Annotated in this window: 18 protein-coding genes and 1 CRISPR repeat array; of the genes, 7 read left to right on the top strand and 11 right to left on the bottom strand. The window is 51.4% G+C overall.

What is annotated here, in order from left to right:
* Window positions 1-84: 84 nt before the first annotated feature.
* The 4 genes from TERTU_RS19485 (at window position 85) to TERTU_RS19470 (ending at window position 5,950) form a co-directional block, all read left to right on the top strand.
* The gene (locus TERTU_RS19485; protein WP_015816986.1) at window positions 85-1,017 is read left to right on the top strand and encodes a MipA/OmpV family protein; all 933 of its coding nucleotides are present in this window, start codon (window positions 85-87) and stop codon (window positions 1,015-1,017) included.
* Between the two features lie 142 nt (window positions 1,018-1,159).
* Window positions 1,160-2,326 carry an efflux RND transporter periplasmic adaptor subunit gene (locus TERTU_RS19480; protein WP_015819516.1) on the top strand — a complete coding sequence of 389 codons (1,167 nt, stop codon included), beginning with the start codon at window positions 1,160-1,162 and terminating at the stop codon, window positions 2,324-2,326.
* On the top strand, window positions 2,319-5,498 hold the full coding sequence (locus tag TERTU_RS19475) for an efflux RND transporter permease subunit (RefSeq protein ID WP_015817891.1): 3,180 nt from the start codon (window positions 2,319-2,321) through the stop codon (window positions 5,496-5,498). Before TERTU_RS19480 ends, TERTU_RS19475 begins: the two co-directional genes overlap by 8 nt.
* Before the next feature lie 29 nt (window positions 5,499-5,527).
* Entirely contained in the window at window positions 5,528-5,950 is a 423-nt protein-coding gene (locus TERTU_RS19470; RefSeq protein ID WP_015820423.1) for a hypothetical protein, read from the top strand.
* A 62-nt stretch (window positions 5,951-6,012) separates the two neighbouring features.
* On the opposite strand, the gene TERTU_RS19465 is transcribed toward TERTU_RS19470, so the two are convergent.
* From TERTU_RS19465 to TERTU_RS19420, 10 genes are all read right to left on the bottom strand, one after another.
* A complete protein-coding gene (locus TERTU_RS19465; protein ID WP_015820853.1) occupies window positions 6,013-6,540 on the bottom strand; it encodes a chemotaxis protein CheD in 528 nt (175 codons plus the stop codon).
* Between the two features lie 11 nt (window positions 6,541-6,551).
* A complete protein-coding gene (locus TERTU_RS19460) occupies window positions 6,552-7,604 on the bottom strand; it encodes a protein-glutamate methylesterase/protein-glutamine glutaminase (protein ID WP_015818890.1) in 1,053 nt (350 codons plus the stop codon).
* Between the two features lie 24 nt (window positions 7,605-7,628).
* Complete coding sequence (locus TERTU_RS19455; protein ID WP_015820652.1) at window positions 7,629-8,480, bottom strand: CheR family methyltransferase; 852 nt, start codon at window positions 8,478-8,480, stop codon at window positions 7,629-7,631.
* A gap of 6 nt (window positions 8,481-8,486) precedes the next feature.
* Entirely contained in the window at window positions 8,487-9,041 is a 555-nt protein-coding gene (locus tag TERTU_RS19450; RefSeq protein WP_015820087.1) for a chemotaxis protein CheW, read from the bottom strand.
* A 15-nt stretch (window positions 9,042-9,056) separates the two neighbouring features.
* On the bottom strand, window positions 9,057-11,108 hold the full coding sequence (locus tag TERTU_RS19445) for a HAMP domain-containing methyl-accepting chemotaxis protein (protein WP_015817628.1): 2,052 nt from the start codon (window positions 11,106-11,108) through the stop codon (window positions 9,057-9,059).
* A 38-nt stretch (window positions 11,109-11,146) separates the two neighbouring features.
* A complete protein-coding gene (locus TERTU_RS19440; protein WP_015817228.1) occupies window positions 11,147-13,252 on the bottom strand; it encodes a chemotaxis protein CheA in 2,106 nt (701 codons plus the stop codon).
* Between the two features lie 11 nt (window positions 13,253-13,263).
* Entirely contained in the window at window positions 13,264-13,572 is a 309-nt protein-coding gene (locus tag TERTU_RS19435; protein WP_015818784.1) for an STAS domain-containing protein, read from the bottom strand.
* 67 nt (window positions 13,573-13,639) lie between these two features.
* Window positions 13,640-14,002, bottom strand: a complete 363-nt coding sequence (locus TERTU_RS19430) for a response regulator (protein ID WP_015819439.1) — start codon at window positions 14,000-14,002, stop codon at window positions 13,640-13,642.
* 436 nt (window positions 14,003-14,438) lie between these two features.
* On the bottom strand, window positions 14,439-15,206 hold the full coding sequence (locus TERTU_RS19425; protein WP_015817418.1) for an anti-sigma factor family protein: 768 nt from the start codon (window positions 15,204-15,206) through the stop codon (window positions 14,439-14,441).
* A complete protein-coding gene (locus TERTU_RS19420) occupies window positions 15,199-15,750 on the bottom strand; it encodes an RNA polymerase sigma factor (RefSeq protein ID WP_015816971.1) in 552 nt (183 codons plus the stop codon). Before TERTU_RS19420 ends, TERTU_RS19425 begins: the two co-directional genes overlap by 8 nt.
* Before the next feature lie 190 nt (window positions 15,751-15,940).
* Between TERTU_RS19420 and TERTU_RS19415 the strand changes: the two genes are divergently transcribed.
* Both TERTU_RS19415 and TERTU_RS19410 read left to right on the top strand, forming a co-directional pair.
* The gene (locus TERTU_RS19415) at window positions 15,941-17,110 is read left to right on the top strand and encodes a catalase family peroxidase (RefSeq protein WP_015820562.1); all 1,170 of its coding nucleotides are present in this window, start codon (window positions 15,941-15,943) and stop codon (window positions 17,108-17,110) included.
* A complete protein-coding gene (locus tag TERTU_RS19410; protein ID WP_015820041.1) occupies window positions 17,103-17,636 on the top strand; it encodes a cytochrome b in 534 nt (177 codons plus the stop codon). The genes TERTU_RS19415 and TERTU_RS19410 overlap by 8 nt, the downstream gene beginning before the upstream one ends.
* Window positions 17,637-17,699: 63 nt before the next feature.
* Here the strand turns inward: TERTU_RS19410 and TERTU_RS22070 are convergent, their stop codons facing one another.
* Window positions 17,700-17,855, bottom strand: coding sequence for a hypothetical protein (locus tag TERTU_RS22070; RefSeq protein ID WP_015819441.1), 156 nt, complete (start codon window positions 17,853-17,855; stop codon window positions 17,700-17,702).
* Between the two features lie 921 nt (window positions 17,856-18,776).
* A CRISPR array of direct repeats spans window positions 18,777-20,599; the repeat unit is 37 nt; unit sequence GCGTCGCTGGAGGTCTAGCCGCTAAGGCTGTTGAAAC.
* A 128-nt stretch (window positions 20,600-20,727) separates the two neighbouring features.
* Here TERTU_RS22070 and TERTU_RS19400 point away from each other — a divergent pair.
* Window positions 20,728-22,749 carry a CRISPR system precrRNA processing endoribonuclease RAMP protein Cas6 gene (locus tag TERTU_RS19400; RefSeq protein ID WP_015817555.1) on the top strand — a complete coding sequence of 674 codons (2,022 nt, stop codon included), beginning with the start codon at window positions 20,728-20,730 and terminating at the stop codon, window positions 22,747-22,749.
* Window positions 22,750-23,072: the final 323 nt, after the last annotated feature.

Genomic DNA, 23,072 nt, shown 5'->3' with positions numbered 1-23,072 from the left:
AAAAAATCTGGCAATTGCTTAAGGTGTTACTCTTTTGTCACACCGTGAATCAGATAATGAATAAAAAGCAGAGAGGACCAGGTTGTGAAAAAATACGTAGATGCAATAGGCTTATTGTTCGCGGTCAGTGCAGCGTCCGCGTTTGGCATGACAGAAGAAGAAGCTAAGCAAGTTGTTGCTCGTGTTCAAAGCGGTGCAACCTACACAGAAATGCGGGCAGTAAAGCACAAAGGTTCACCTGCGTACGAACTGGAATATATCTATGATGGCGATGAATACGAAGTTATAGTCGCGCCAGATGGAACGGTGCTGGACCAATATAAAGACAGCGGAATGCCAGTGATTGTTAGTTTGGCTTTGGATGTTTCCACTCAGCTGTATCGCGAACAGGACGCAGGCGTAGAATTGATTCCTGTCATCGTCGGTAGCTATAAGAAATTCTGGTTTAGAGGATTGCAGCACGGATTCTACGCATATAAAAATCCCTACCTTTCTATATCTCCAATGATCAAGTTGAATCCGGATATCGGATACAGCGTCGACAATGCTGAAAGCGGTTCAACCTTGTACGAAGGCTTGGACGATACCAGCTTTTCAGCCGAGGGTGGGTTGCAGCTCATGTTCCAACTTCCAGGGGTCAGCCTCGAAGTGAATATGTTGACTGATCTGCTAGGGGATCACGAAGGTCAACTGGTCGAGGTTGCGCTATCCCACGCTATGCATTTCGGCCCTGCTTTGCTTGTGCCGGAAATAAAATATTCTTACAACACTGAAGAAATAGGCCAGTTCTATTTTGGGGTAGACCCAGAGGACGCGACATTTGAGCGTCCAGCTTTTGAAGTGGGAAGTACCAGTGATATCGAATTGAGCACCGTATTTTTGTGGCGCTTCGCTTCGCGTTGGTACATGGTGAGCGAAGCCTCCTACAAAATGTACGACGATAAAATTGAAGATAGCCCGCTGGTAGACGACACAACACAGGCCAGTATTTTTGTCGGCGTAGGGATAAGCTTTTGATTGAGCTGGTTACCGGTTAGCAAAGTTGTTGCGGGCTAGCTATAGAAAAATCGATAACTACTGAGAAGTAGTGCACACTCAATATCTCAGAAGTTGCACCCGCGAAAGCGAGTGATGAGTGCGTGAATAGAGGTGGCAGACTATGGAAAGAGCAAACAGCTTCCAGTTAGTAGCGCAGTTGCAATGTCATAGAGCGGTACAGTTTGCGTGTTTTTTATTCGTATCGTCAATCCTGTCTATGGCAATAACCGTATCTGCGTATGCCCAGGGTAAAGCTGCAGATGGCGGAGGCCTCTATCAAGTGCAAACGGTCTCGATAGAGCGAACGCACTGTCAGAACAGTTTTATTGCCTACGGCCAGGTGTATCCTCATCAAACCAGCTTGTTAAACCCCCGTGTTAGCGGTCTTGTCGAGACGCTGGGTGAGGCGTTCGAAGCCGGGCGCCGTGTGACGCGGGGGCAGATACTGGTGTCATTGGAAAAAACCGATTTTGAATTTCGGCTGGCCGAAGCGCTCAGGCAACTGGCAGATGCCCAGCTTATGCTGGCGGAGCAGCAGGCGCTTAGCGAACGTGCGATTGCGGAGTGGAAGGTTGGTAATCAAGGCAGTCCACCCTCGTTGGCCGCGCGTAAACCGCAAATTACGTTAGCCAAGGCTCAGGTTGATGCGGCGGAATACGCCGTTGCGGTTGCCCGTCGAGATCTGGCTGCCACCGATGTAAAAGCTCCGTTCGACGGTTGGGTTGTCTCTCGCTCAGCGAGCGTTGGCAATATGGTCTCTCCGCAATCATCGCTGGCCGAATTAATTCCTGCAAAGAAAGTCATTGTGCGGATGATGCTTTCACCGGAGCAGGTGGAGAAAATAAAACAGTTTGGTGGGCCGGAGCATGCGGAAATTGAACTGTTTAACGACATAACTAACACATCGCCCTATTTTAGATTTAGCGGTCTTGATCTAAATGCAATGGCTGATGCTGAAACTCGCCAATTAGCGGCGTCAGCGGTGTTAGACCTTGCGCCAGAGTATGAGGGTGAGGTCTATCCCGGTGCGTTTTTTAAAGCGCGGATCTACACCCAACAACAAGGAGATTATTTTTCGGTACCTCGGGAAGCATTTAACGAGGCGGGAAACATCTTTATTGTTGAAGAGAAAAAAGTGCGGGAAATGCAGGTGGCAACGGTATTTAATTCACTTGGAAATCGCGTAGTCGATATTCCTGGCGAAAAATCGGTACATTTGGTGGTCTCTAAACTTGATCGGATATGGCACGGCATGCCGGTGACTGAAAAGGTGGCTTCTCATGAATGAGAATAAAGGGTTCCTCGCACAATTTATCGCTCATCCTATCGCCAGTAAGACGTTGCTGGCGATTTTTATTTTGTTGGGTGTGCTCGGTGCATTTTCGTTGCGACAAGAGGTGTTCCCGCCTTTTGCACCGAATCGTGTAGATATATTTGTAGCTGTGCGCGGTGCCACGGCCAGCGAAGTTGAGGAATTGGTAGTGCGCAGCGTCGAACAGAAGCTGGTGGAGCTGACCGAAATAGATCGGATTATCGCGACGGCATATCAGGATTATGCGCAATTTCAGCTGGAACTCGTGCCCGATGTCGATCCCTACAAAGCATTAACGCTTATTAAATCGCAGGTGGAAAGCATCCGATCTTTTCCTAGCTATGCGGAGCCGCCGGTATACTCGGTTCCCAAAACAACGGGGCCTTTACTGTTGGTGAATTTGTACGGCGATCTGCCGGTGCGTGTGCTGTATGGCGAGGCGATTGCTCTTCGCGACAGCCTGGCATTGCTGCCTGGTATTACGCAGGTTGAAATCGAAGATGCGCCCGAAATAGAGGTTGCGATCACCGCATCGCCAGAGCAACTGCGCAAATACGATTTGCGCTTTTCTGATATTGCCGACGTGATTTCTGCCAACGCACTGAATTTATCTGCAGGGGAGTTAAGCGCAGATAACGGACGCATCCTGTTGCGCGGTGATACTCAAGCTGTCAGTGAGGAAGATTTCGGAGAGCTTGTTGTAGCAGCTTTCGCTGGTGGTAACAAAATATACTTGCAGGATGTCGCCGATGTTCGTATAGGGCCAGTGGAGTCTTACGTTAACTCGCGCTTTAACAGTCAGCCGAGCTTTACCTTGAGTGTGCGCCGAGATAAATACCTTAGCTTGTCAACGGCAAGCGAGCGGGTTAGGGAGTTTGTGACTAGCTACCAGACGAGGCTGGGCAGCGAAGTAGGACTTACCGTATGGGCTGATGATTCGCGTGAGTTTTCGTCACGGGTATCGCTTCTGTTAAAAAATGGAATCACCGGGTTTCTGATTATCTGTATTGTAATGACACTTTTTGTGCATATTAAAGTGGCTTTCTGGACTGCAGTCGGTATACCGGTTTCCATGCTCGGTGCGCTCGGCTTGTTGTACATCTCAGGCACTGAAGTGAGCTTGAATGCAATCACGCTCTTTGGATTCTTAATCGCTGCCGGCTTAATTGTAGATGACGCAATTGTAATTGGTGAGAGCATCCATGAGGAAACTCTCGCCAAAGGCGAGGGTATGCAAAGTGCTATCAGCGGTGCCCACAAGGTGGCTATGCCAACAGTGTTTGGTGCCTTAACATCGATTGCTGCCTTTTTTCCATTAACCCTGACCGAAGGAAAAATGGGAAGTCAGATGGCAGGAATTGGTACTGTGGTCATTTGTTGTTTATTCGCGTCGATTATCGAATCCAAATTGGTCTTGCCGAATCATCTAGCGGGTAAGTGGCGCAGCGGTTTCAGAGGATTAGATCTTTCGAAAATACAGGCGCGTTCAAACGGTTTGCTAAATCGATTTACCGAAAATACCTATAGCAAGGGGCTGGTGTTTTCGCTGCGACGTCCATGGCTGGTTATCGCATTTGCGCTTTTCCTACTTTTTGCCAGCGTGGGAATTCTTGTTGGTGGTGTTGTTCGCACAGTCACCCTGCCAAATATTGCGGATTACGAAGTGGAAGGCAGTTTTACTATTGATGCAAATTTAAGTCCGGTACAGCGGTCGCAAATTGCCGACGCCCTTGAGCAATCGCTTTACGCCACCAGCGAAGCGCTCAAGAAAGAACACAACCTGGAATTCGATCCAGTAATGATGAACGCGATTACCGTAGATACCACGCGCATTGTTATCGCAGTGGAAATCAGCCACCGTGACGATGCACCGTTTGATGCTCATCAGGTCGCAAATTTGTGGCGCAACAAGCTGCCGCTAATGCCAGGCATTGAATCCGCGAATATTGCTTCGGGCCCTAACGGCGATGAACAGGTGGCAATCCAACTCAGTGGTAACGATTTAGAAACTATCTATGCAGCTAAAGAGGAAGTAAAAAGCTACCTGGGTGAGATTGACGGCGTTGTCGATATTCGAGATAGCGCTTTAACCAAGTCTACTGAACTGCTACTTCAGGTAAATCCGTTCGGTGAGTCCCTGGGGTTAACACAGGCATATCTGTTGGCACAAATTCGCACCGGGTTTTACGGTTTGGAAGCGCAGCGGGTTCAGGTCGGTGAACAGGAGTGGCGTGTAATGGTCCGTCTGGCAAAGAACCACCGGCAAACCGAGTCCGATCTAGCGAATATGGAAATTCAGTTGCCCAATGGCCGCTTTTTGCCGCTAGAGCGCGTCGCTACTATTAAGTCCACGCGTACGGAAACCATGGTGCAGCGAATCGATGGTCAGCGAGCCGTAACGGTATACGCGAATACCTTGGGTAATGTGGACGCGGAAGGCGTTGCCGAAGGCATTGTTGAGGACTTTCTGCCCGGCTTGCAGAGCCGGTACACCGGGTTGTCCTACAGTATTGAAGGCGAGGCAAAGGATGCGGCCAAGTCAATACGCAGCTTGATAAATGGCAGCATTATTGCGGTATTTATCATGTTTGTTTTGATGGCAATTCCGCTTAAATCCTATTTGTACCCTGCTGTCATTATGCTGCTTTTACCCCTGGGTTTTATTGGGACTATTGTCGGCCACCTGCTGGTACCGATTGATTACAGTTTGATCTCCATGTTCGGGCTTATTGCATTAATGGGCGTGATGATAAATAACGGATTACTGTTAATTGATCAATATCTGGTAAATATCGAGCAAGGCATGGAGCGCGAGAAAGCGATAGTTGAAAGCTGTACGCGGCGTTTTCGCCCCATTTTACTAACCGCGTTAACGACTTTCGCGGGTTTAATGCCCCTCATCTGGGAATCTGATCCCGAAGCTTTATGGCTGGTACCCATTGCTGTTTCGCTGGGGATTGGTATTCTTGTGAGTACCGGGCTAACCCTTATCGTTTTACCGGTGGTTTTAGTGCTATTGCCAATGAAGCAGCAACGTTCAATCAACACGACATCAGAAGCTGTTTTTACACCGGTTAAAACGTCTGAAGTGGTCCAGCCCTCCATATCCAGCGTTAAATACCGCTATTCCGATCATGCGCCCAGTTGAGTGCGCAGACAAAACACGCGAGGTTCGCAATGTCCTGTTCAATAAGTACCGTGAGTGAAACACCTTATTTGTGTGAGAAGGCGCTTGGTGAAGACACGCTTTGGGTGGGGTTTCCCATTAATATCTCGATTAAAAAGCCCACCTTCGAAGCCGCTTTAAGTTGTGCTCGAGCGTTGATGGACGAATATACCCAAATGTTAGACAAGGTTGCAGGCGATGGCTGTGAGTTGATCACCGGTGCGGATGTAGAAAATTTTGGCGAATTTGGTGAAACCGTAGAATTTTTGCCGTCATCGACAGGGTGCCTGGTGAAAATTACAAAAGTGGTGATTGCCGAGTTCGACGAGAAGCTCCCGTTTTGGGAGCGTATGACCATCGTAAGCCAATTGCTCGATAAGCTGGCTGAGTCCGGCTCGATGCCGGTGGCCACGGCTGACGAGGCCGCAGCCTAAGCATTCCGCAGAATAGGAATCGAACAGGGGGCTTGGGGATTGCAGAGGCGTACTGCAATCTGCTAGCGCCGCCCGCTGAGTGAGCGCAGGTCTGCTGCCGTCTTCTCCAGCGTGCGAAATTTTACCCACACGTCTCCGGTGCCGATATCGAAAATAATTCGCCGGTACCCGGACTCGCCCACGTGTGCACTCACGATATTGGCGCCCTCCGCCAAGAGCAATTCAAACGCAGCAACACTGTTTTTCTCTCCAATGGGGCTGCGTTCGCTATTTTCCATCTCTCTGGGGTATTTTGTTGTAACGTCACTGCCGCCAAAAACCTTGACTTCATACTCGCGAATTTTCGTATTGCGGGACTCACATGAACTTAAAAATAATTTCATGCAATCGTCTGCATAGCGGGGGTTAGGCTTGCTTGTCGGGCTCGGGTTTTTGGGTAATGCGAAGTGGCATATTCCGCCGATTTTCCGCTTAGGGTGCCACAAGGTGATGGAAATACAAGAACCCAGCAGTGTGTGCACATGGGTTCCTTCGCGGTCGAAACAATACTCGCCCGCGTGGATAACAACTTTTTTGACTGCCTTGTGCATACAACGAGTGTCTACTTGGCGGCATGAAGCAGCGCGGTTGCAATTTTATTGAGCGGAAACTGCCGTTCGGTAGCGCCTTTGAGAACCGCTTCTTTAGGCATGCCGTAAACGACACAGGTTTCTTCATCTTGTGCGCAAGTCCATGCTCCTGCATCGAAGATTTCTTTTAGGCCGGAAGCGCCATCGTCGCCCATACCGGTAAGAATGGCTGCTACTGCATTTTTCCCTGCGTAGCGGGCGACACTGCGAAATAACACGTCCACTGACGGACGATGCCTGGACACCAGTGGCCCTTCTTTTAACTCAACAAAGTAGCGAGCACCGCTGCGCTTTAACATCATATGCTTGTTGCCAGGTGCGATGAGTGCCTGGCCTCTTAAAATGGTATCGCCGTTAGTTGCCTCTTTTACTTTAATGGTGCATAGCTTATCTAGCCGTTCGGCAAAGGAGCGGGTGAACCCTTCTGGCATGTGTTGAACAATAATAATGCCGGGGCAACCTAAAGGCATTCCGGTTAAAACCTCACGAATGGCTTCGGTACCGCCGGTAGACGCACCTATCGCAATAACCTTTTCTGTCGTTTCCGCCATCGCCTTACTGGCTTTTGCGAGCATTACATCCGCGTTATTTTTTTTCGCTGGCGTACGCGAAGCCGATAGTTTTTTGAGCCGTGCATGTGCAGCACCTTTAACCGTCTCACAAATCATCACCCGGGAATCTTCGATAAACTGCCGGGTACCTAGCGTAGGCTTTTGAATAATATCCACAGCGCCCGCTTCAAGTGCTTTCATCAAAGTATCTGTGCCTTCTCCCACCAGTGAGGAGCAGATAACTACCGGAATAGGGTGTTGTTGCATGAGTTTGGTTAGAAAGGTAACGCCGTCCATGCGCGGCATTTCCACATCCAGGGTGATCACATCAGGCGCTATTTTTCTAAGGCGCTCTGCAGCGATATAAGGATCTTGTGCTGTGGCGATTACTTCAATTTCCGGGTCCGAGGAAAGCGCATCCTGCAGAGCCTGACGGACTACGGCGGAATCGTCCACAATCATTACTTTAATCACGGGTGGTTACCTTTTGTGGTGAAACTAGTTACGTTGATAAACTGTGGGCTGTACACGCGAAAATGCTAATTTATTGCCGACTAGGTTTTCTGAATGACCAATAAATAAAATACCACCAGGTTTTAAGCTGGCAGCGAAACGCTTTATAATTGACTCGCGATCACTGTTGCTAAAGTAGATCATCACATTGCGACAAAAAATATAATCGAAAGCCCCATTCTTACGAAAATCATCGTGGAGTAGATTTAGCGTTTGGAACTGCACGAGTTTGCGAACCGGAGCATCCATCTGAACTAGATCTCGACCGTTTTTGTTGCTGCGCAGTAAATATTTTTTTCGCACGGCCAGGGGAACGGGTTCGATGGTTTCGTGAGGGTATACAGCGCGTTTGGCGGTTTGCAGGCAGGATACCGAAATATCTGTTGCAACAATTTCTGCACGAAAATGCGAAAATCGTTGCTGCATCTCCAGTATTTCCATTGCGAGCGTGTAAGGCTCCTGGCCAGTGGAACAGCCTGCGCTCCAGAAGCGCACAGCCGCGCGGGAGTGGCTGGCAGCAAGGCGGGCTTCCAGCGAGCGCCTTAAAAAATGAAAATGCTCAATTTCACGATAAAAATCGGTCTTATTGGTGGTAAGCGTATCGAGTAAATGAATCCGCTCCTGTTCGCCTTCCTTCGCCTCCAACGCGAAGTCGATGTAGTGCTTTAGCGTGCTAAACCCGAGCGCTTTTTGGCGCTTGCGCAAGCGACTTTCCACCAGGGAGTGTTTAGACGCAGGGCATTGAACGCCTATATTGCTCTCAACAAAACGCGCTATGCGCTGCCGATCTTTTTCGGTAAGCGGGTCGAAACGGAGTGCTGTTCCTGTCGCTGCCATGAGGATTTATTCACTATCGTCGGAATCAGTTTCGATTGATTTCGCTGCTTTACTGGAGACCGAGTCCATAACCTCGCTGATTTCATCCGATGAAAATATCTTGGAGAGGTTGAGAATAATAATCAGGCTGTCTTCGTGTTCACACATGCCGCTAATGAACTTGGTATCAATGCGGCTACCAATGCGAGGCGCGGGTGTAATTGATCGCGCTTCAAGTTCCACCACCTCCTTTACCCCATCGGCAAGCAAGCCCATGGACGTGCTTTCGTCATCTACCATAATTTCGACAATGACGATGCAGGTATCGACAGTGGGCTCCGACACTTCCATCTCGAACTGTCTACGCAGATCCACCACAGGTACCACATGCCCGCGCAGGTTGATAACGCCCAGCATAAAGTCGGGTGTACGGGGGACTGGTGTAACCTTAATATATTCAAGAACTTCCTGTATTTGGCTAATGTCTGTGCCGTAGATTTCATGGTCCAGCAAAAAGGTGAGCACCTGTAAGCTTGGCTGGTCCGCACTGCTTTCTTTTATGGCCGTGTTTGCTTCTTTCATTGCACACTCCCAGCCCTAGTAGCGAACAAACTCATCGCGGTCATCGTCGAGTTTAAGGTCAAACCCGCTATTGTCGGATTCTGCTTCTTTAGATTTCTCTGGTGCAGCGCGTTTATTACCGCCGCCCATCGGCGGTTTGCGGGTGCTTGCGGGCTTGCGGCTGGATGTTGTTCGGCTTCTGTTGTCGATTTTAAAGAAGCTGACAGAGGACTGAAGTTGTTCGGCTTGGGCGGAGAGTTCTTCGGCGGTTGCGGCCATTTCTTCCGCGGCCGCAGCCGACTGTTGCACAACCTGATCCAGCTGTTGCAGTGCCGAGTTGATTTCACCTGCTCCAGCATCCTGTTCGCGTGTAGACGCGCTGATTTCCTGCACTAAGTCGGATGTGCGCTTAATGTCTGGCAGCAACTGCCTAAGCATATCGCCTGCTTGTTGTGAAACATCGAGACTGCCTTTTGCGCGGGTAACGATTTCACCAGCGGCTTTTTGGCTGCGCTCTGCCAGCTTGCGAACCTCAGCCGCCACCACAGTAAAGCCCTTGCCGTGCTCGCCAGCGCGGGCGGCTTCGATCGCGGCGTTAAGTGCGAGTAAGTTTGTCTGCCGGGAAATCTCCTCAATAATGCCAATTTTTTCGGCAATATCGTTCATTGCAATAACCGCTTCATCCACTGCCTTGCCGGTACGTTCTGCGTCCTCGGCGGCCTTGCGAGCGATCTGCTCCGTCTGTTGCGCATTGTCCGCACTGTGCGCAATGTTGGAGGCCATTTGTTCCATTGCGGAAGAAACTTCCTCCAGCGATGCCGCCTGTTCAGTCGCACCTTGTGCAATTTGCTGACCGGTTGCGCTGGTTTGGGTGCTGCCCGATGCGACATTCTCCGCAGCCGAGATAATCTCGCCGACAATATTTTTTACATTATTGTTCATCGCAGCCAGTACGCCGTAAATATCATTTTTATTGGCATTGGGGTCGAATTCTGCGGTCAGATCACCCTGTCCAATGCGAGCGGTAACGCGGCTGACCAAATCGATTCGATGAATTACAATTAAACCAATAGCGACGCTGAGGCCAAGTGAAACCGCGAAAATAGCGATAAGAATATTACGCGCGGTGGTGTAAGAGGCATTGCTGGCGTCCTGATCCGAAATCATATCCGAATCTGCTTCGTTGATAACTTCTGTGAGTGCTGCCTCGGCGTCTTTCATCAGTTTCGCGCCCTGAGATTCTGATAGCGCTAACGCCTTTGCATTGCCGTTTTCGAAACTGATTTGGCGAACCTGGTTGTGAAAACGCAGGTAATTGCTGAAACTTTCCCCGAATGCTTTTACCAATGTCATTTCTTGAGGGCTGGCAATTTTTTCGAGCTGCCCCGATAGCTCTTCAAGGGATTCAATATAAGGCTCGATGTTTTCGGCAATTTGCTCCATTTCTTCTGTGGTTGCCGCGATAATAATTTCCTTTTCGCCGGCGAGTACAGCAGCTAAATCGCGATTGATTGTAGTGGAGAGTTTGACTTTGGCTGCTGCACTTCGTGCGTTGGCCACCGAGTTGGTTGTACGCATTTCCTGATCTAAATAATCCACCAGCTTGGTCATGGCGGACTGTGCATTGTCGAATGAGGTTCGAGCCTGGTTGCCACTGAGTTCTTTCGCGCGCACATTGGAATTAAGCATCGCCAGGCGCACAACTTCATCCTGAGTTTCGTAGAACAGTTTTAATGTGCGGTTAAACTCCTCCAATATGCTCATACGCTCGGCGTCAGTAATTTTATGCAGGCGATCATATTTTTCTTTCATCTGCGCGCGAATATCGAGCATGTCATCGTGGATCTGCTGCATCTTCGCCGATTCGGTTTCAATTATAATCCTCTGCTCGGAGCGCTGAAGCATCAATAATTCCTGGCGCATTCTGGCGGCGATTTTAATTTTTTCCGCTGAGGATTCCACCAAGTGGTGGACTCTGGAACTCATATCGGCAAGCGATGTGATCCCCATAAAACTGGTAAACGCGTTCATGATAAGGAACGCAACAAAAGCACTTATAACCAAAGCTTTCAAGCTGATACGGTTCATCATTGTCACCTGTGAATGGCTTCCTAATCGGGTGTTTACTACCCGGCTTTATCCAAAATTTCGACTTCGTGTTGAATGGCATCCCGCAACGACAGGGGGTCCAGAATAATGGCTACGCTGCCGTCGCCAAGAATGGTGGCGCCACTGTAGCCAACGGTGTTCTCGTACATTTTCCCCAAACGTTTTATTACCGTTTGATATTGACCAATAACTTCATCGACACAGAACCCAAAGCGCTCTTCTCCAAGCCGAACAATAACGATTTGCTCGATATCGGGTATGATTCCAGATAGGCGAAACCACTCACGCAAGCGCATATAGGGAATACGCTGGTCGCGTACTTTTGCGAGCCGTCGACGATCGTTCGTCTTGGTGGCGCTCGATTTAATTTCTACGCACTCTTCCACAACACTTAGTGGCAGAACGTAACGTTCGTTGCTCACCTGCACCATAAGCCCTTCGATGATGGCGGTGGTAAGAGGCAGGGATATGCGAAAGTGAGTGCCTTCGCCAAGTTCGCTTTGCACCGCCAACTTGCCACCTAAATCCTGGATTGAGCGTTTAACAACATCCATGCCGACGCCCCGGCCGGAAATCTCAGAAACTGTTTTTGCCGTAGAAAAACCCGGTTCAAATATCAATTTGAAAATGCTTTCATTGTCGAGATGTGCATCGGCCGCAACCAGCCCTTTCTCAACGGCTTTGGCGAATATAATGCCTGTGTCCAGTCCGCGGCCGTCGTCGTGTACTTCGATCTTCACTTGTGAATCGCTGTGTTGAGCGCGGAGCAGAATGGTGCCGGTAGTGTTTTTGCCAGCGGCTTCGCGGTCGGCCGGCGGTTCGATTCCGTGATCGATACTGTTGCGAATAAGGTGTACCAACGGATCGGCGAGCTTGTCGATCATCATTTTATCCAGTTCGGTTTCAGCACCTTCGGTATGTAAGACGATTTTTTTATTGAGATCGCGGGACACGTCGCGCACAAGGCGACGGTAGCGACCGAAGGTCGAACCGATTGGTAACATGCGCAAGCTAAATGTGTTGTCCCTCAGTTCTGTTGTGAGGCGATCCAGGTCTTCAGAAATAGCCAGTACACCTTCGTCTTCGCGTTTTGTCGCCACCTGATTTAAGCGGGCTTGTACAATCACCAACTCGCCTACCAGATTCATCAGTTTGTCCAGGCGATCTGCGGGTACCCGCACTGTGGTTTCGGCTGAGCTATCGTTTCCGGTTTGCTTTTTGGTTTCGCGTGTAACCTGCTGTTCTGCGAGTGCGGCTTTTATGTCGTCGTCCTTCACGAGCCCTTGATCTTGCAGAATTTTTCCCACCTCGCGGTTTTCTGCCAGGGCATCACTGAGCTGGTTCTGGCTGATGATGCCTCTGGCGATCAGCAGCTCACCAAGCTTATCGCTGATCGCGTCTTTATCGGTGAGATCAATTTCTTCAATTTCGAGTGTCCAGTCATCAATCACAAAAATGAACACGTCATCGACGCTGCTCTGGGGCTGCTCCGTAAGCAGCGTAAGATCCCAGCGCATAGCGCTGTGCTGAGGTTGCAGTGCGTTAAAGTCTGGGAGATCGTGCGTGATGGTGGTGACCTGACAATGGCCAAGCCCGCCCAGTTCACGCAACAGCGGGCGCACGTCGAAGCCGTTTTTAAATGAATCTGCGTCTGGCGTAAATCGAATACGAAAAACCTTGGTCGCGGGCTTTTCTTCCTGTTCGACGGTGGCGCTTTCGAATGGTGTGCTAACGCTGTTCTGATCTGCTTCGTCCGGCAATACTTTATACAGTTTTTCCAGCAGTTGCTGGCCTTCAATAATCAGGTGCGATTCAGGTTCGGGGTTTGGCAGCATTGCCTGAATGTGATCTTTCGCATCCAGGAAAAACGAAATTAATTCGGACGAAATGTCGTATTCTCCGCTGCGGATTTTATCCATCACGTTTTCAACGTGATGTGCAAAGTTGCACAGCTCGCGGTAACCTACAATGCCGCCAGCACCCTTAATGGTGTGGATAGATCGAAACGCTTGATCAATACAACCGGCGTTGTGGGGGTTGTCTTCCAGTTCCAGCAGCGATTCTTCGAATAGTTGCAAGTGCTCTCGCGCTTCGTTCTGAAAAGTGGCGATAACCGCGAACATGTGAGCTCCTTTTACGCGTGCGCCGCTGCGAATAAATCGGTGATGTTAAATAGCTCCAGGCAGGATTGTGCATCCTCGGAAGCTTCCGACAGATAAGTTTTTTTACCGTTCGATGTTATCGATTTATTCAATGCGATTAGCAATTGCACGCCGGTGGTATCAAATTCTTTTATCTGGCTTAAGTCTAGGTAAACATCTTTTTCAAAATCGATGCCGAGCAGCATTGCCTGGTGAATATCGTCTACCTGAAAAATAGTCAGTTCCTGCCCGAATGCGACTGTTTGCTGATTGTTTTTTGTGGTGCACGTTACTGCTTCCATAAGTTGCCTGCTAATGAGCTAACGCGTAAATTTTTTTGGTTTCGCCTGTTAAATTGCCGGGTAAAACTCAGGTAAGTTTGGATACTGCAGAGAGCAGTAGCGGCGGCTGAAACGGCTTCACCAGCCATGCTTTTATGCCAGCTTCTTTCCCTTGCTTTTTTTTCTCTTGATCGGATTCGGTGGTCAGCATCAGGATTGGGGTAAATTTGTAGTCGTCCATTTCTTTTGCGTGCTTGGCGAAAGTAATGCCGTCCATCACTGGCATATTCAAATCGCTCACAATCAGGTGCAGTTTTCTTCCATCCAGCAGCTTTAGGGCTTCCTCGCCATTACAGGCTTCGACCACATCGAAGCCGGCATTCTTGAGTACGAGTCCCACGACTTGTCGAACGGAACTTGAGTCGTCCACTACAAGAACATTTTTACTCATGTTTATTTCTCGTTAAGCCATAAATGGAATAAGGCGTGTTCCAACTCGCCGCCCAAGTGGGCGTGACTGTATAAAATGCCGTTCAGGTTGAGTTGGGTTGATTAAGCGGTGGTAAAACCTGCCATTGCAAAGGCATTTAGACGTGATAATTCCATACCGCTTTTAAAAACTAGCAGATGCCTTTGGCATTTCAACTGAGCAAAAGTAAACCGCTATTCACGCGGATAGTCGTTAGTTCAAATAAAAATTACAGATGAATTTTATGGAAGGAAACGCGATTAATTAAAACTGATTGGCCGTTATTTGATGGGTTTTATGGCGTTTAGTGTTGTGGATATTACTGCCAGTGAAGGTGCTGGCAGTAATTGTGGTAAGCAGGAAATGCGCTAAGTGACAGGCGATTAGATTAGATAAGTTGAGCGGGCTAAAACCGGCCCTAAAGCCTTTGCGGTAAATTGCGCACCAGCGGTAATTGCGAAAAATCACTTTCACACACCAGGGCATAATTGAGCTGCTCGTCCGACCAGTAACGTGCCAGCACGCCCTGTTCCTCGCGCTCGCCACTGGTGAGGAACTTGCGCAACCCACGGCCGGGCGGGCGTGCGAAAAACATCAGCTTTTGCCCGGCTTCGGTGCGGTAAACAACGAAGGCCGCCGGGCCGTCGACTGTGGGAATTAGCTGCACATGTTGAGCAGACAAGCCATACCGTGCAAGTTCCGGCGGCACCGCCACCTGGCTGTAATTCTGAGAAAACCAGTGGTCGATGTCGGTTTGGGTTAATGCCGGAGCTGCGCTGTTTTCCGGGCTGGCCATACCGCCTTGTACCAGCAAGCGGTAGGTTTCCATAGCATCGGCCATGGGTGGCTCGCTGGCGAGCAGGTGCTGTTGGTGACCGTACCACCCACTGCCACCACCGACCATAAAACACAGCAAAAAACCGGCGCACATGGCCAGCGTCTGCCAGCGCTTTTGCTGCTGGTTGCGGCGAATATGGCCGAGTGACAGCGCGGGGTTGGGGGGCAGTTGCGCAAGCGGTTGCATGGCCAGGCGCAGAGCCCGGTCCTGTGCGCGAAGCGCGTCCAACTGTGCACGCAGCTCGGCGGACTGCTGCAGGCAATCTTCAACTTTTTGCTGCTGAAGATCATCGAGTTCGCCGTCCAGATAGGCGTTCAGTTCCTGGAGCGAGGGAAAATTCTCAGTCATTTTTCAACACCCGTAACGAGGGTTTGCGTGCATGGCCCGGTGCGGGCTGGTTTTGAGTCAGTTGCTTAAAAGCGGCGCGGGCGCGGGAAATACGGGACATCACTGTACCCAGCGGAATGCCAAGCTGACGGCTGATGGCATCGTAACTCAGGCCTTCAACAGCCACCAAGAGCAGCAACGCCCGTTGCTCGTGCGGCAGGTGGCTGAATGCTGCCAGCTGTTGCTGGCTTTCAAACACAGTATCTGCGCCGGGGCTTACCTCTTCGTACTCATCGCCGTTTGCAGGCGAGGCGCCGAACAAGGCAAGAAGCGCGTTGCGGCGACTCTGTCGGCGCTGAAAGTCCAGGAACTGGCGGTACAAAATAGTGAACAGCCATGCGCGTAAATCTTTCTCTGCATGCCGCTGTTGCCACGCGCTCAGTGCTTTTTCAAGGCTGGCCTGGACCAGATCGTCGGCGCTGTCTAAATCCCGCGTAAGGGAGTAGGCGAAGCGGCGCAGGCGGGGTATGAGTTCGTTCAGTGCCTCGTCAGTCAGGGGTGTCATGCATTCTCGGGCTCGTGGGGTCTGTGTGCGTGAGACGTTGCCAGTCGGGCGTTTATTCCGTCGGCAAAAAAATTTTTTTCACTATGGAATAACTGTAGGCCAGGCGCGTCTTACGGGCGTTGATTACTCGCCGAGCCCTTGCTCTTTTTATAGTGACATTTAACTAGATCTAACGAGAAACGGAGATTTTATGTCATCAGACAACGCTCAACCGCCCAAGCCGTCGCGGTCTTGGTTGTTCTTCGTGTGTGTGCCGCTGCCCGCCCTGGGCCTGTTAGCGATATTTGCACTCATAGGTGGTGCCTTTACTCCAGACCGCCCCACACCACAAAAGTTTGTAAATCAATTGGAGACTAATGGCGGGGTGCACACCGGCTACCGGCGCAATCATGCTAAAGGCGCCTGTGTGATGGGATATTTTGAAGGGTCTGGCGAGGCCGCATTTTTGGCGGCAACGCCACTGCTCGAGCACCAGCATTTCAGCCAGGTGATTGGCCGCGTATCACTGCCCGGCGGCAACCCGCATCTGGCAGACGACAAAGCGCCCCTGCTAAGCATGGCGTTGCAATTGCGCGACGAAGAGGGGGAAGAATGGCGCACGGCAATGTTGTCTGCTCCCGTATTTCCGGTGGCGACGCCTGCGGCGTTTCTTGCTCAATTGCAGGCAGCAGCGCCAGACCCAGCCACGGGTAAACCAGATCCGCAAAAATTACAGGCTTTTTTTGCCGCGCACCCGGAAACAAAAAACTTCCTCACCTGGAAAGCGCAAGCGCCCAAACCGGAAAGCTTTGCGCTCACCCGTTTTAATAGCCTGAACAGTTTTAACCTAAGCAACAGGCAGGGGGAAATAAAAACCGTTCGTTGGTCTTTTATTCATAGAGCTAATAGAGCGAATACAGCCGAGCGCGAACCCCAAAAAGCAAGCCTGGAAGGTGAAAACCATTTGTATCAGGATTTAGCCAGCCGCCTGGCAGAGGGGAACGTACAGTGGAATTTACAGTTTCAAATTGCAGCGCCGGAAGACCCGGTAAATGATGCTACCCAGCCCTGGCCCCCTGAACGTAAAACGGTGAACGCCGGGCAATTGGTTATAACAAGTATGCAGGCCGAAGACGAAGGCGCCTGTCGGGATATTAATTACGACCCCACCGTGTTGCCCACCGGATTCGCGCCCTCGGCAGACCCGCTGCTAAGCGCCCGTTCTGCGGTTTATGCCAACGCTTCACGTCGCCGCTGGCAGGAACAAAGCCATCGCCCGCAAGCGGCGGGCACGATAGAAAATCACAGCAGTGCATTTTCACCCAACCAAAACTCCGGCGTGACGGTTACAGCCATCAGCGAGGGCAGCTACCATGAATAAATCCAACAGCTTTCACTGGTCGCAAAAATTATTGCATTGGCTGATGGCGATTCTGGTTATCGCGATGCTACTTATGGGCATCGGTTTAACCCACTCCGTGTCCGAACGGCATACGCTTTTAGTGGCCTACCATAAACCGCTGGGCATGCTGATTTTTGCCCTGGTCATTGTTCGCCTGCTGGTGCGCTGGCGTTTAGGCGCCCCAGCGCTACCCGCAACACTTGCGAAGCCACAACAACTCGCGGCGCGCTTGTCGCACTGGTTACTCTACGCCCTGTTAATTGCGCAGCCCCTGTGCGGAATATTTATGGTGTGGTGCGGCAGCTATCCTCTTCCCGGCGCAAACCACGCGGCCCTGCCATACCCACAAACCTACGCACTGTTGCGCACACTGCACAGCGTATTGGCGTACAGCCTGCTCGGGTTAATCGCGCTGCATTTGACGGCAGCGTTAGTTCACGGGTTAATTTATCGGGATGGGGTAATGCGGTCGATGGGGTTTGGTGGCAAGAGGCGCTCTATGTGACGGGAGAATATCGGTTTGCGCGGGATATTTTATTTGGCTTTTTACCGCCTAAATACGGGCGTACTACAGGTGTTTTGGTAGTGCAGCGGCAACCAGCACAAACAACAACTTCGCCCTAACCCCCGCCACAAGCACCATGCTGCCAATCACTACAATGGCGACCGTGGAATAAAAAGTATTTGCGTGAATATTGGCTGATTCCAGAATTAATTCTTGCAAGTAAATGGCCCCGTAATGGTAAATATATTTTCCGTGGTGTTAGGGCCTGTTAACACTAATTCGATTCATTCTGTTGCGGCTAAAATTTCGCTATCGAGTGATGCGGCACCCCGACGTTTGGAGTGCAGGTTATTCGGCATATCCCTATGCCTCACCCCTACGGGGTTACACGCTAAAACGCTCCCGGCGTTTTAGTGGTTGTTCCAAATGAACGATAAACAACGCTGAGAGCGGGATTTTAGCCGCAACCCGCAGGGCTGGGCCTGTATTTCCAGGCTGATGCGTTATTTTTCGCTCGTTTAGCCCGCTAAACAACGCCAAAAATGCCTTTCATCCTGAAAATACAGGCTCCAGCAGAGCGAATTGAATTAGTGTTAACAGGCCCTAGTAAAATTCGTAGCTGCGCCCATAGCCGAGAATTGTAGCGCGAATAAAAAACAGGCCGAAGCGAACTGCGGCACAGGGGGGTTAATACTAAAAAGTACAATACAAGTTAACCGGTAAATTGCGTAAGCCGCTATTATTATAAACCGGTGCAAAAGGTTTTAATGTTTGGGGTTTTCACCTCGCAATGGTTGCAGCGCCTTCAGGCAGGTTGTAAAAATAGCAGGCAATAAAAAAAGGCGAACAAATAGCAGCAAACAAAGAACGGGTAGCAAAAACAGGCGGTTTTTCGCTAACCTCTGGTGCTGTTTGGGGCCTTGTAGTGCATAGCGTAAAAAAAGCCCGGTTAAAACAACGGGTTAGCACCGGTTTGCGGGCTATTTTTAAGAAGTTGGTTAGCGAGCCGTTAAAAATCAAAGAGTTAGTGTGGATATGGCACAAATTATCGGTATACTCGATACGCGACTATCAGGAAAAAGCGGGGTTAGCGAATATTGCACTTGCAAGCCGCTACCCGCAAGGGCGCCAGCACCCGGCGCGTCGCTGGAGGTCTAGCCGCTAAGGCTGTTGAAACACGTTGTTTGTTGAGGGCTTGATATGGCTAGAAAGCGTCGCTGGAGGTCTAGCCGCTAAGGCTGTTGAAACGGTTTCGGCTGTATACACATCCACACGGGAGCCCGCGTCGCTGGAGGTCTAGCCGCTAAGGCTGTTGAAACGCCGTAGCGAAATCGCTATCGGTTTTAAGGTCTGGCGTCGCTGGAGGTCTAGCCGCTAAGGCTGTTGAAACCACACCCAACCCCGCGATGGCTTCATCGGCATCGGCGTCGCTGGAGGTCTAGCCGCTAAGGCTGTTGAAACGTCCTCGTTTTTGGGGGCGGTGGGTATTACAGCTGCGTCGCTGGAGGTCTAGCCGCTAAGGCTGTTGAAACTGGGCGCTCGTGATGCCCACACACATCAAGTTCATGGCGTCGCTGGAGGTCTAGCCGCTAAGGCTGTTGAAACTGGATATACAAAGAGTAAATATTAATCAAATGGCTGCGTCGCTGGAGGTCTAGCCGCTAAGGCTGTTGAAACCTCGTTAGCCTTAACCACTTCCGCCGCTGCTTGCTGCGTCGCTGGAGGTCTAGCCGCTAAGGCTGTTGAAACGCTGCGCTCTGAAGATGGGCGGATGTCTACAGTGGCGTCGCTGGAGGTCTAGCCGCTAAGGCTGTTGAAACTCTTTAACTTCGGCTGCGAGTTCCGGGCTTATGGGGCGTCGCTGGAGGTCTAGCCGCTAAGGCTGTTGAAACCTTACAAAATCTTCTGGTTCTCTCGCCTCATCAGTGCGTCGCTGGAGGTCTAGCCGCTAAGGCTGTTGAAACACTAACTTATCGTGGCTCTCCTGATACTCGCTAGCGTCGCTGGAGGTCTAGCCGCTAAGGCTGTTGAAACATGTGAAACCGGTTAAGCGTTATAAGCCAGTGATGGCGTCGCTGGAGGTCTAGCCGCTAAGGCTGTTGAAACTCGCTCGGGCGGGACAACAAGAAATGCCGGAGATGCGTCGCTGAAGGCTTAGCCGCTAAGGCTGTTGAAACAAAATAAACGCATTCATTTCTGACAGCACGCTTTCGCGTCGCTGAAGGCTTAGCCGCTAAGGCTGTTGAAACGCGAAATCGTCGTCTGAATATTCGTCTCTAAGCTCGCGTCGCTGAAGGCTTAGCCGCTAAGGCTGTTGAAACGCTCCTTCTCTCTAGTCTTAATCAGGCTGAGAGCGCGTCGCTGAAGGTCTAGCCGCTAAGGCTGTTGAAACGTTCGGCTTGCGGTGTAGCACGCGATCCAGCGAGGGGCGTCGCTGAAGGCTTAGCCGTTAAGGCTGTTGAAACAATAGTTACTGTTGCGGGCGGGGTGCGGCTTAAAGCGTCGCTGAAGGCTTAGCCGCTAAGGCTGTTGAAACCTGCTCGCTTAACTGCTGATCCTGAATATTCTTGCGTCGCTGGAGGTCTAGCCGCTAAGGCTGTTGAAACTACAAAAAGTAGAAAAAAATCGGTTTTACCTCTCGCGCCACTGAAGGTCTAGCCGCTAAGGCTGTTGAAACCCGGCTGTGTGTAGTCCAGTTTCCCGCAGTGGGGGCGCGTCGCTGGAGGTCTAGCCGCTAAGGCTGTTGAAACCTGCAGCAATGCCACTGCTTTGTTTATGATTACTGCGTCGCTGAAGGCTTAGCCGCTAAGGCTGTTGAAACTGCAGTTTTGCACGCATCGGTTGAAATACTCGTAGCGTCGCTGAAGGTCTAGCCGCTAAGGCTGTTGAAACCGTTAATCGAGTGCAGCTGGCTGGTAGTTCATCCGCGTCACTGAAGACTTAGCCGCTAAGGCTGTTAAAACCCGATTCCGACAGCGAATGCCATGATTGATTGACCTTGCGGTTGTGGGGCTGGTAATTTTAGGCCGGTGGCCCGGTGCGGTTGTGGCCCTAAACCCCAAGGATATTTTTCGACATGGAGAGCAGATGCATGCGCGATTCGCTGCTGCCGTTACAGCACTTACTGCCGTTGCGCAGTGTGGTGGTTTGCTTGCAGTGTGTAACCGCGTGCGAGTTAAGTTTTTTCCATCAGCCCGCCATGAGCGCATTCCTGCGCAATCTACTGGACCACCCGGATCAGTTCGATCAGTTCCTGCTTGCCGATACGCCCGAAAGCGGCCGTCTCTTTTATAACGAAGGTGATTTTTACCGATTTACCGTGGTTGCACTGGCCGGTGGTGAGGTGCTGTTAGCGCGCCTGCTGGCCCGTTTGCGCAATTTACCTGCGGCGGCAGTTGCAGCCAGGTGCAGCGGCGCGTTTGCCGATAATTGGCGTTGGGCAGGCTTTAGTGATGGCTTTAACCGGCAACCCATTGCCGAGGTTGCCGAGCTGAGTGAATACACCCACGAGGTGTTGTTGCAGGAAACCGCGCCCTGGTTAGCGCAACCGGTGTTTGCCTGGCACTGGTCGTCGCCGGTGCGGCTGTTGAAAGCAAAATCGCAGCGCGGCAATGCCCGCGGTGAGCACCGCTATTGCCGCACCCCGGCGGACCTAAGTGTACCGCTGCTGCTGAGCCGCCTGTTCGATGCGCTCGCCCAGTTGTTGCGCAACCGCGCGATTGCCATTCAACACCGCCCCGCGCCGCCCGCGGCTGCCTTTACCGACTGCGATCTGTTCTGGGTGGATGCGCAATACCGCCATGCCGATGGCGAAGCCAATGTCATGGGTGGCATGCTGGGTGTTGCGGGCTGGCCTAACAGCGCGGCCCTGGCGCCCTGGTGGCCACTGCTGGTGTTGGGGCAATATGTGGGCATCGGCCAGCGCCGCAGTTTTGGCTGGGGCCGGTACGAACTATTAACGGCCGATGCGGGGGTGTCTTATCGCCGCAGCTTGGCCGCCGCGCCCTTATTGGCCCGCGCTATGGCCATCGACAATCTCTGGCATGCCTACTGCCAGGTGGCGAACAAAACACCGGGTTCCGGCGCAAATGCTATTGCCGCGCCGCGCACGAGCAAGCTCCAGCTCCCACCCGCGCCGTCGGTGCCCGGTGAACCCGACGATTACCCACCGGAGCTGTGGCCGCGCGCTCGCGTGCAAGACCATCTGCACACCCTCGCCAGTGTGGTGCTCAACCAGCAATACAGAGTGCCGCCGTTGCGGGGCTGGCGCACATGGCATGCAGATGGCCGCGAGAGCGTTGCGATGGTGCCCCCATTTTGGGACCGCGTTCTCCAGCAGGCGGTAAAACAGCTATTGGAATCACTAGTGGCGTCGTTGCAGGTGCCTGCCCATAAAACTGTGCCGCACCAGAGCCCGCAACAAACCGCGAAAAACGGGATAAAAAGCGCCGACAGAAAAGCCCGCCAGCAGGCGCTGCAACAAGGCTACCGCTGGGCATTCAGGGCCACGCCAGACGATTTACTGTTAAGCGCAAATCGCCAACGGGCTTACGACCGTTTGCGGGCACTGTGTTACGACGACCCGCTGCTGGACCTGATTGCCGACTGGCTCGCCGCCCCCGTCGCGCTGGAGGGTAGCGAGCGTCAACGCGCTGGCCTGCCACTGGGGTCGCCCTTAAGCCCGCTGCTTGCGGATTTATTACTGGATGATTTCGGCCGCGATATGGCCGCCGCCGGTTTTTACCTGCTGCGCACATCGCACGAGGTGACCGTGCTAAGCCGCTCGCAAAAGCACGCCCAACACACCGCAGCGCTCGCCTATGATACGGTGCAAAGGCGAGAACCCGCGCGGGTACAAAACATCGAGCACAGGGTTAATTTCTCCGGTTATGTTTTTGTGAATAACACACCCGCAAACGCAGAAGCGCAAATACCCCGGAAAACAGATGCACATTACCCAGCAAATGCCACAGCCGAATTTTTAACTAATGCGGCACACAACCCGCCACCAAACACATTTACACCCGCAGTGGACAGCACCGCCTGGCTGGCTCGCGTATCCGCCCGGCCACTGCGGGAATTAAAACCGGAAGACGAGCCCAGCGCCTATTAACTTGGCAATGAAAATTGCGAAGTTAATAGGCGGGGCAGGGAAGCACCGCCATTGCCCGATGGGCAATGTAAACCCTTGAAATATCAGAAAATTCACACATTTTCGTCAGTATTTCAAGGGTGCGCGATTGAATAGATAGGATCATCTATTTAATCGCTGGGTTAATAGGTTGCGGAGTTTTGCTTGCTTGGTTTTCTTGTTTCGATTTTTAATTTTTCTATCGAAACTTGCGCAATACCGTACTTGAATAAGTGCGCTCTAACAATCACCCGGATAACGCAGCACCTTGGGCAGGCAGGTCTGTTTTATTGGGCTGACTTCTG

The organism is Teredinibacter turnerae T7901 (assembly GCF_000023025.1).
In the GTDB taxonomy this organism is placed as follows: domain Bacteria; phylum Pseudomonadota; class Gammaproteobacteria; order Pseudomonadales; family Cellvibrionaceae; genus Teredinibacter; species Teredinibacter turnerae_B.
This window is presented reverse-complemented; position numbering and strand designations above follow the sequence as displayed.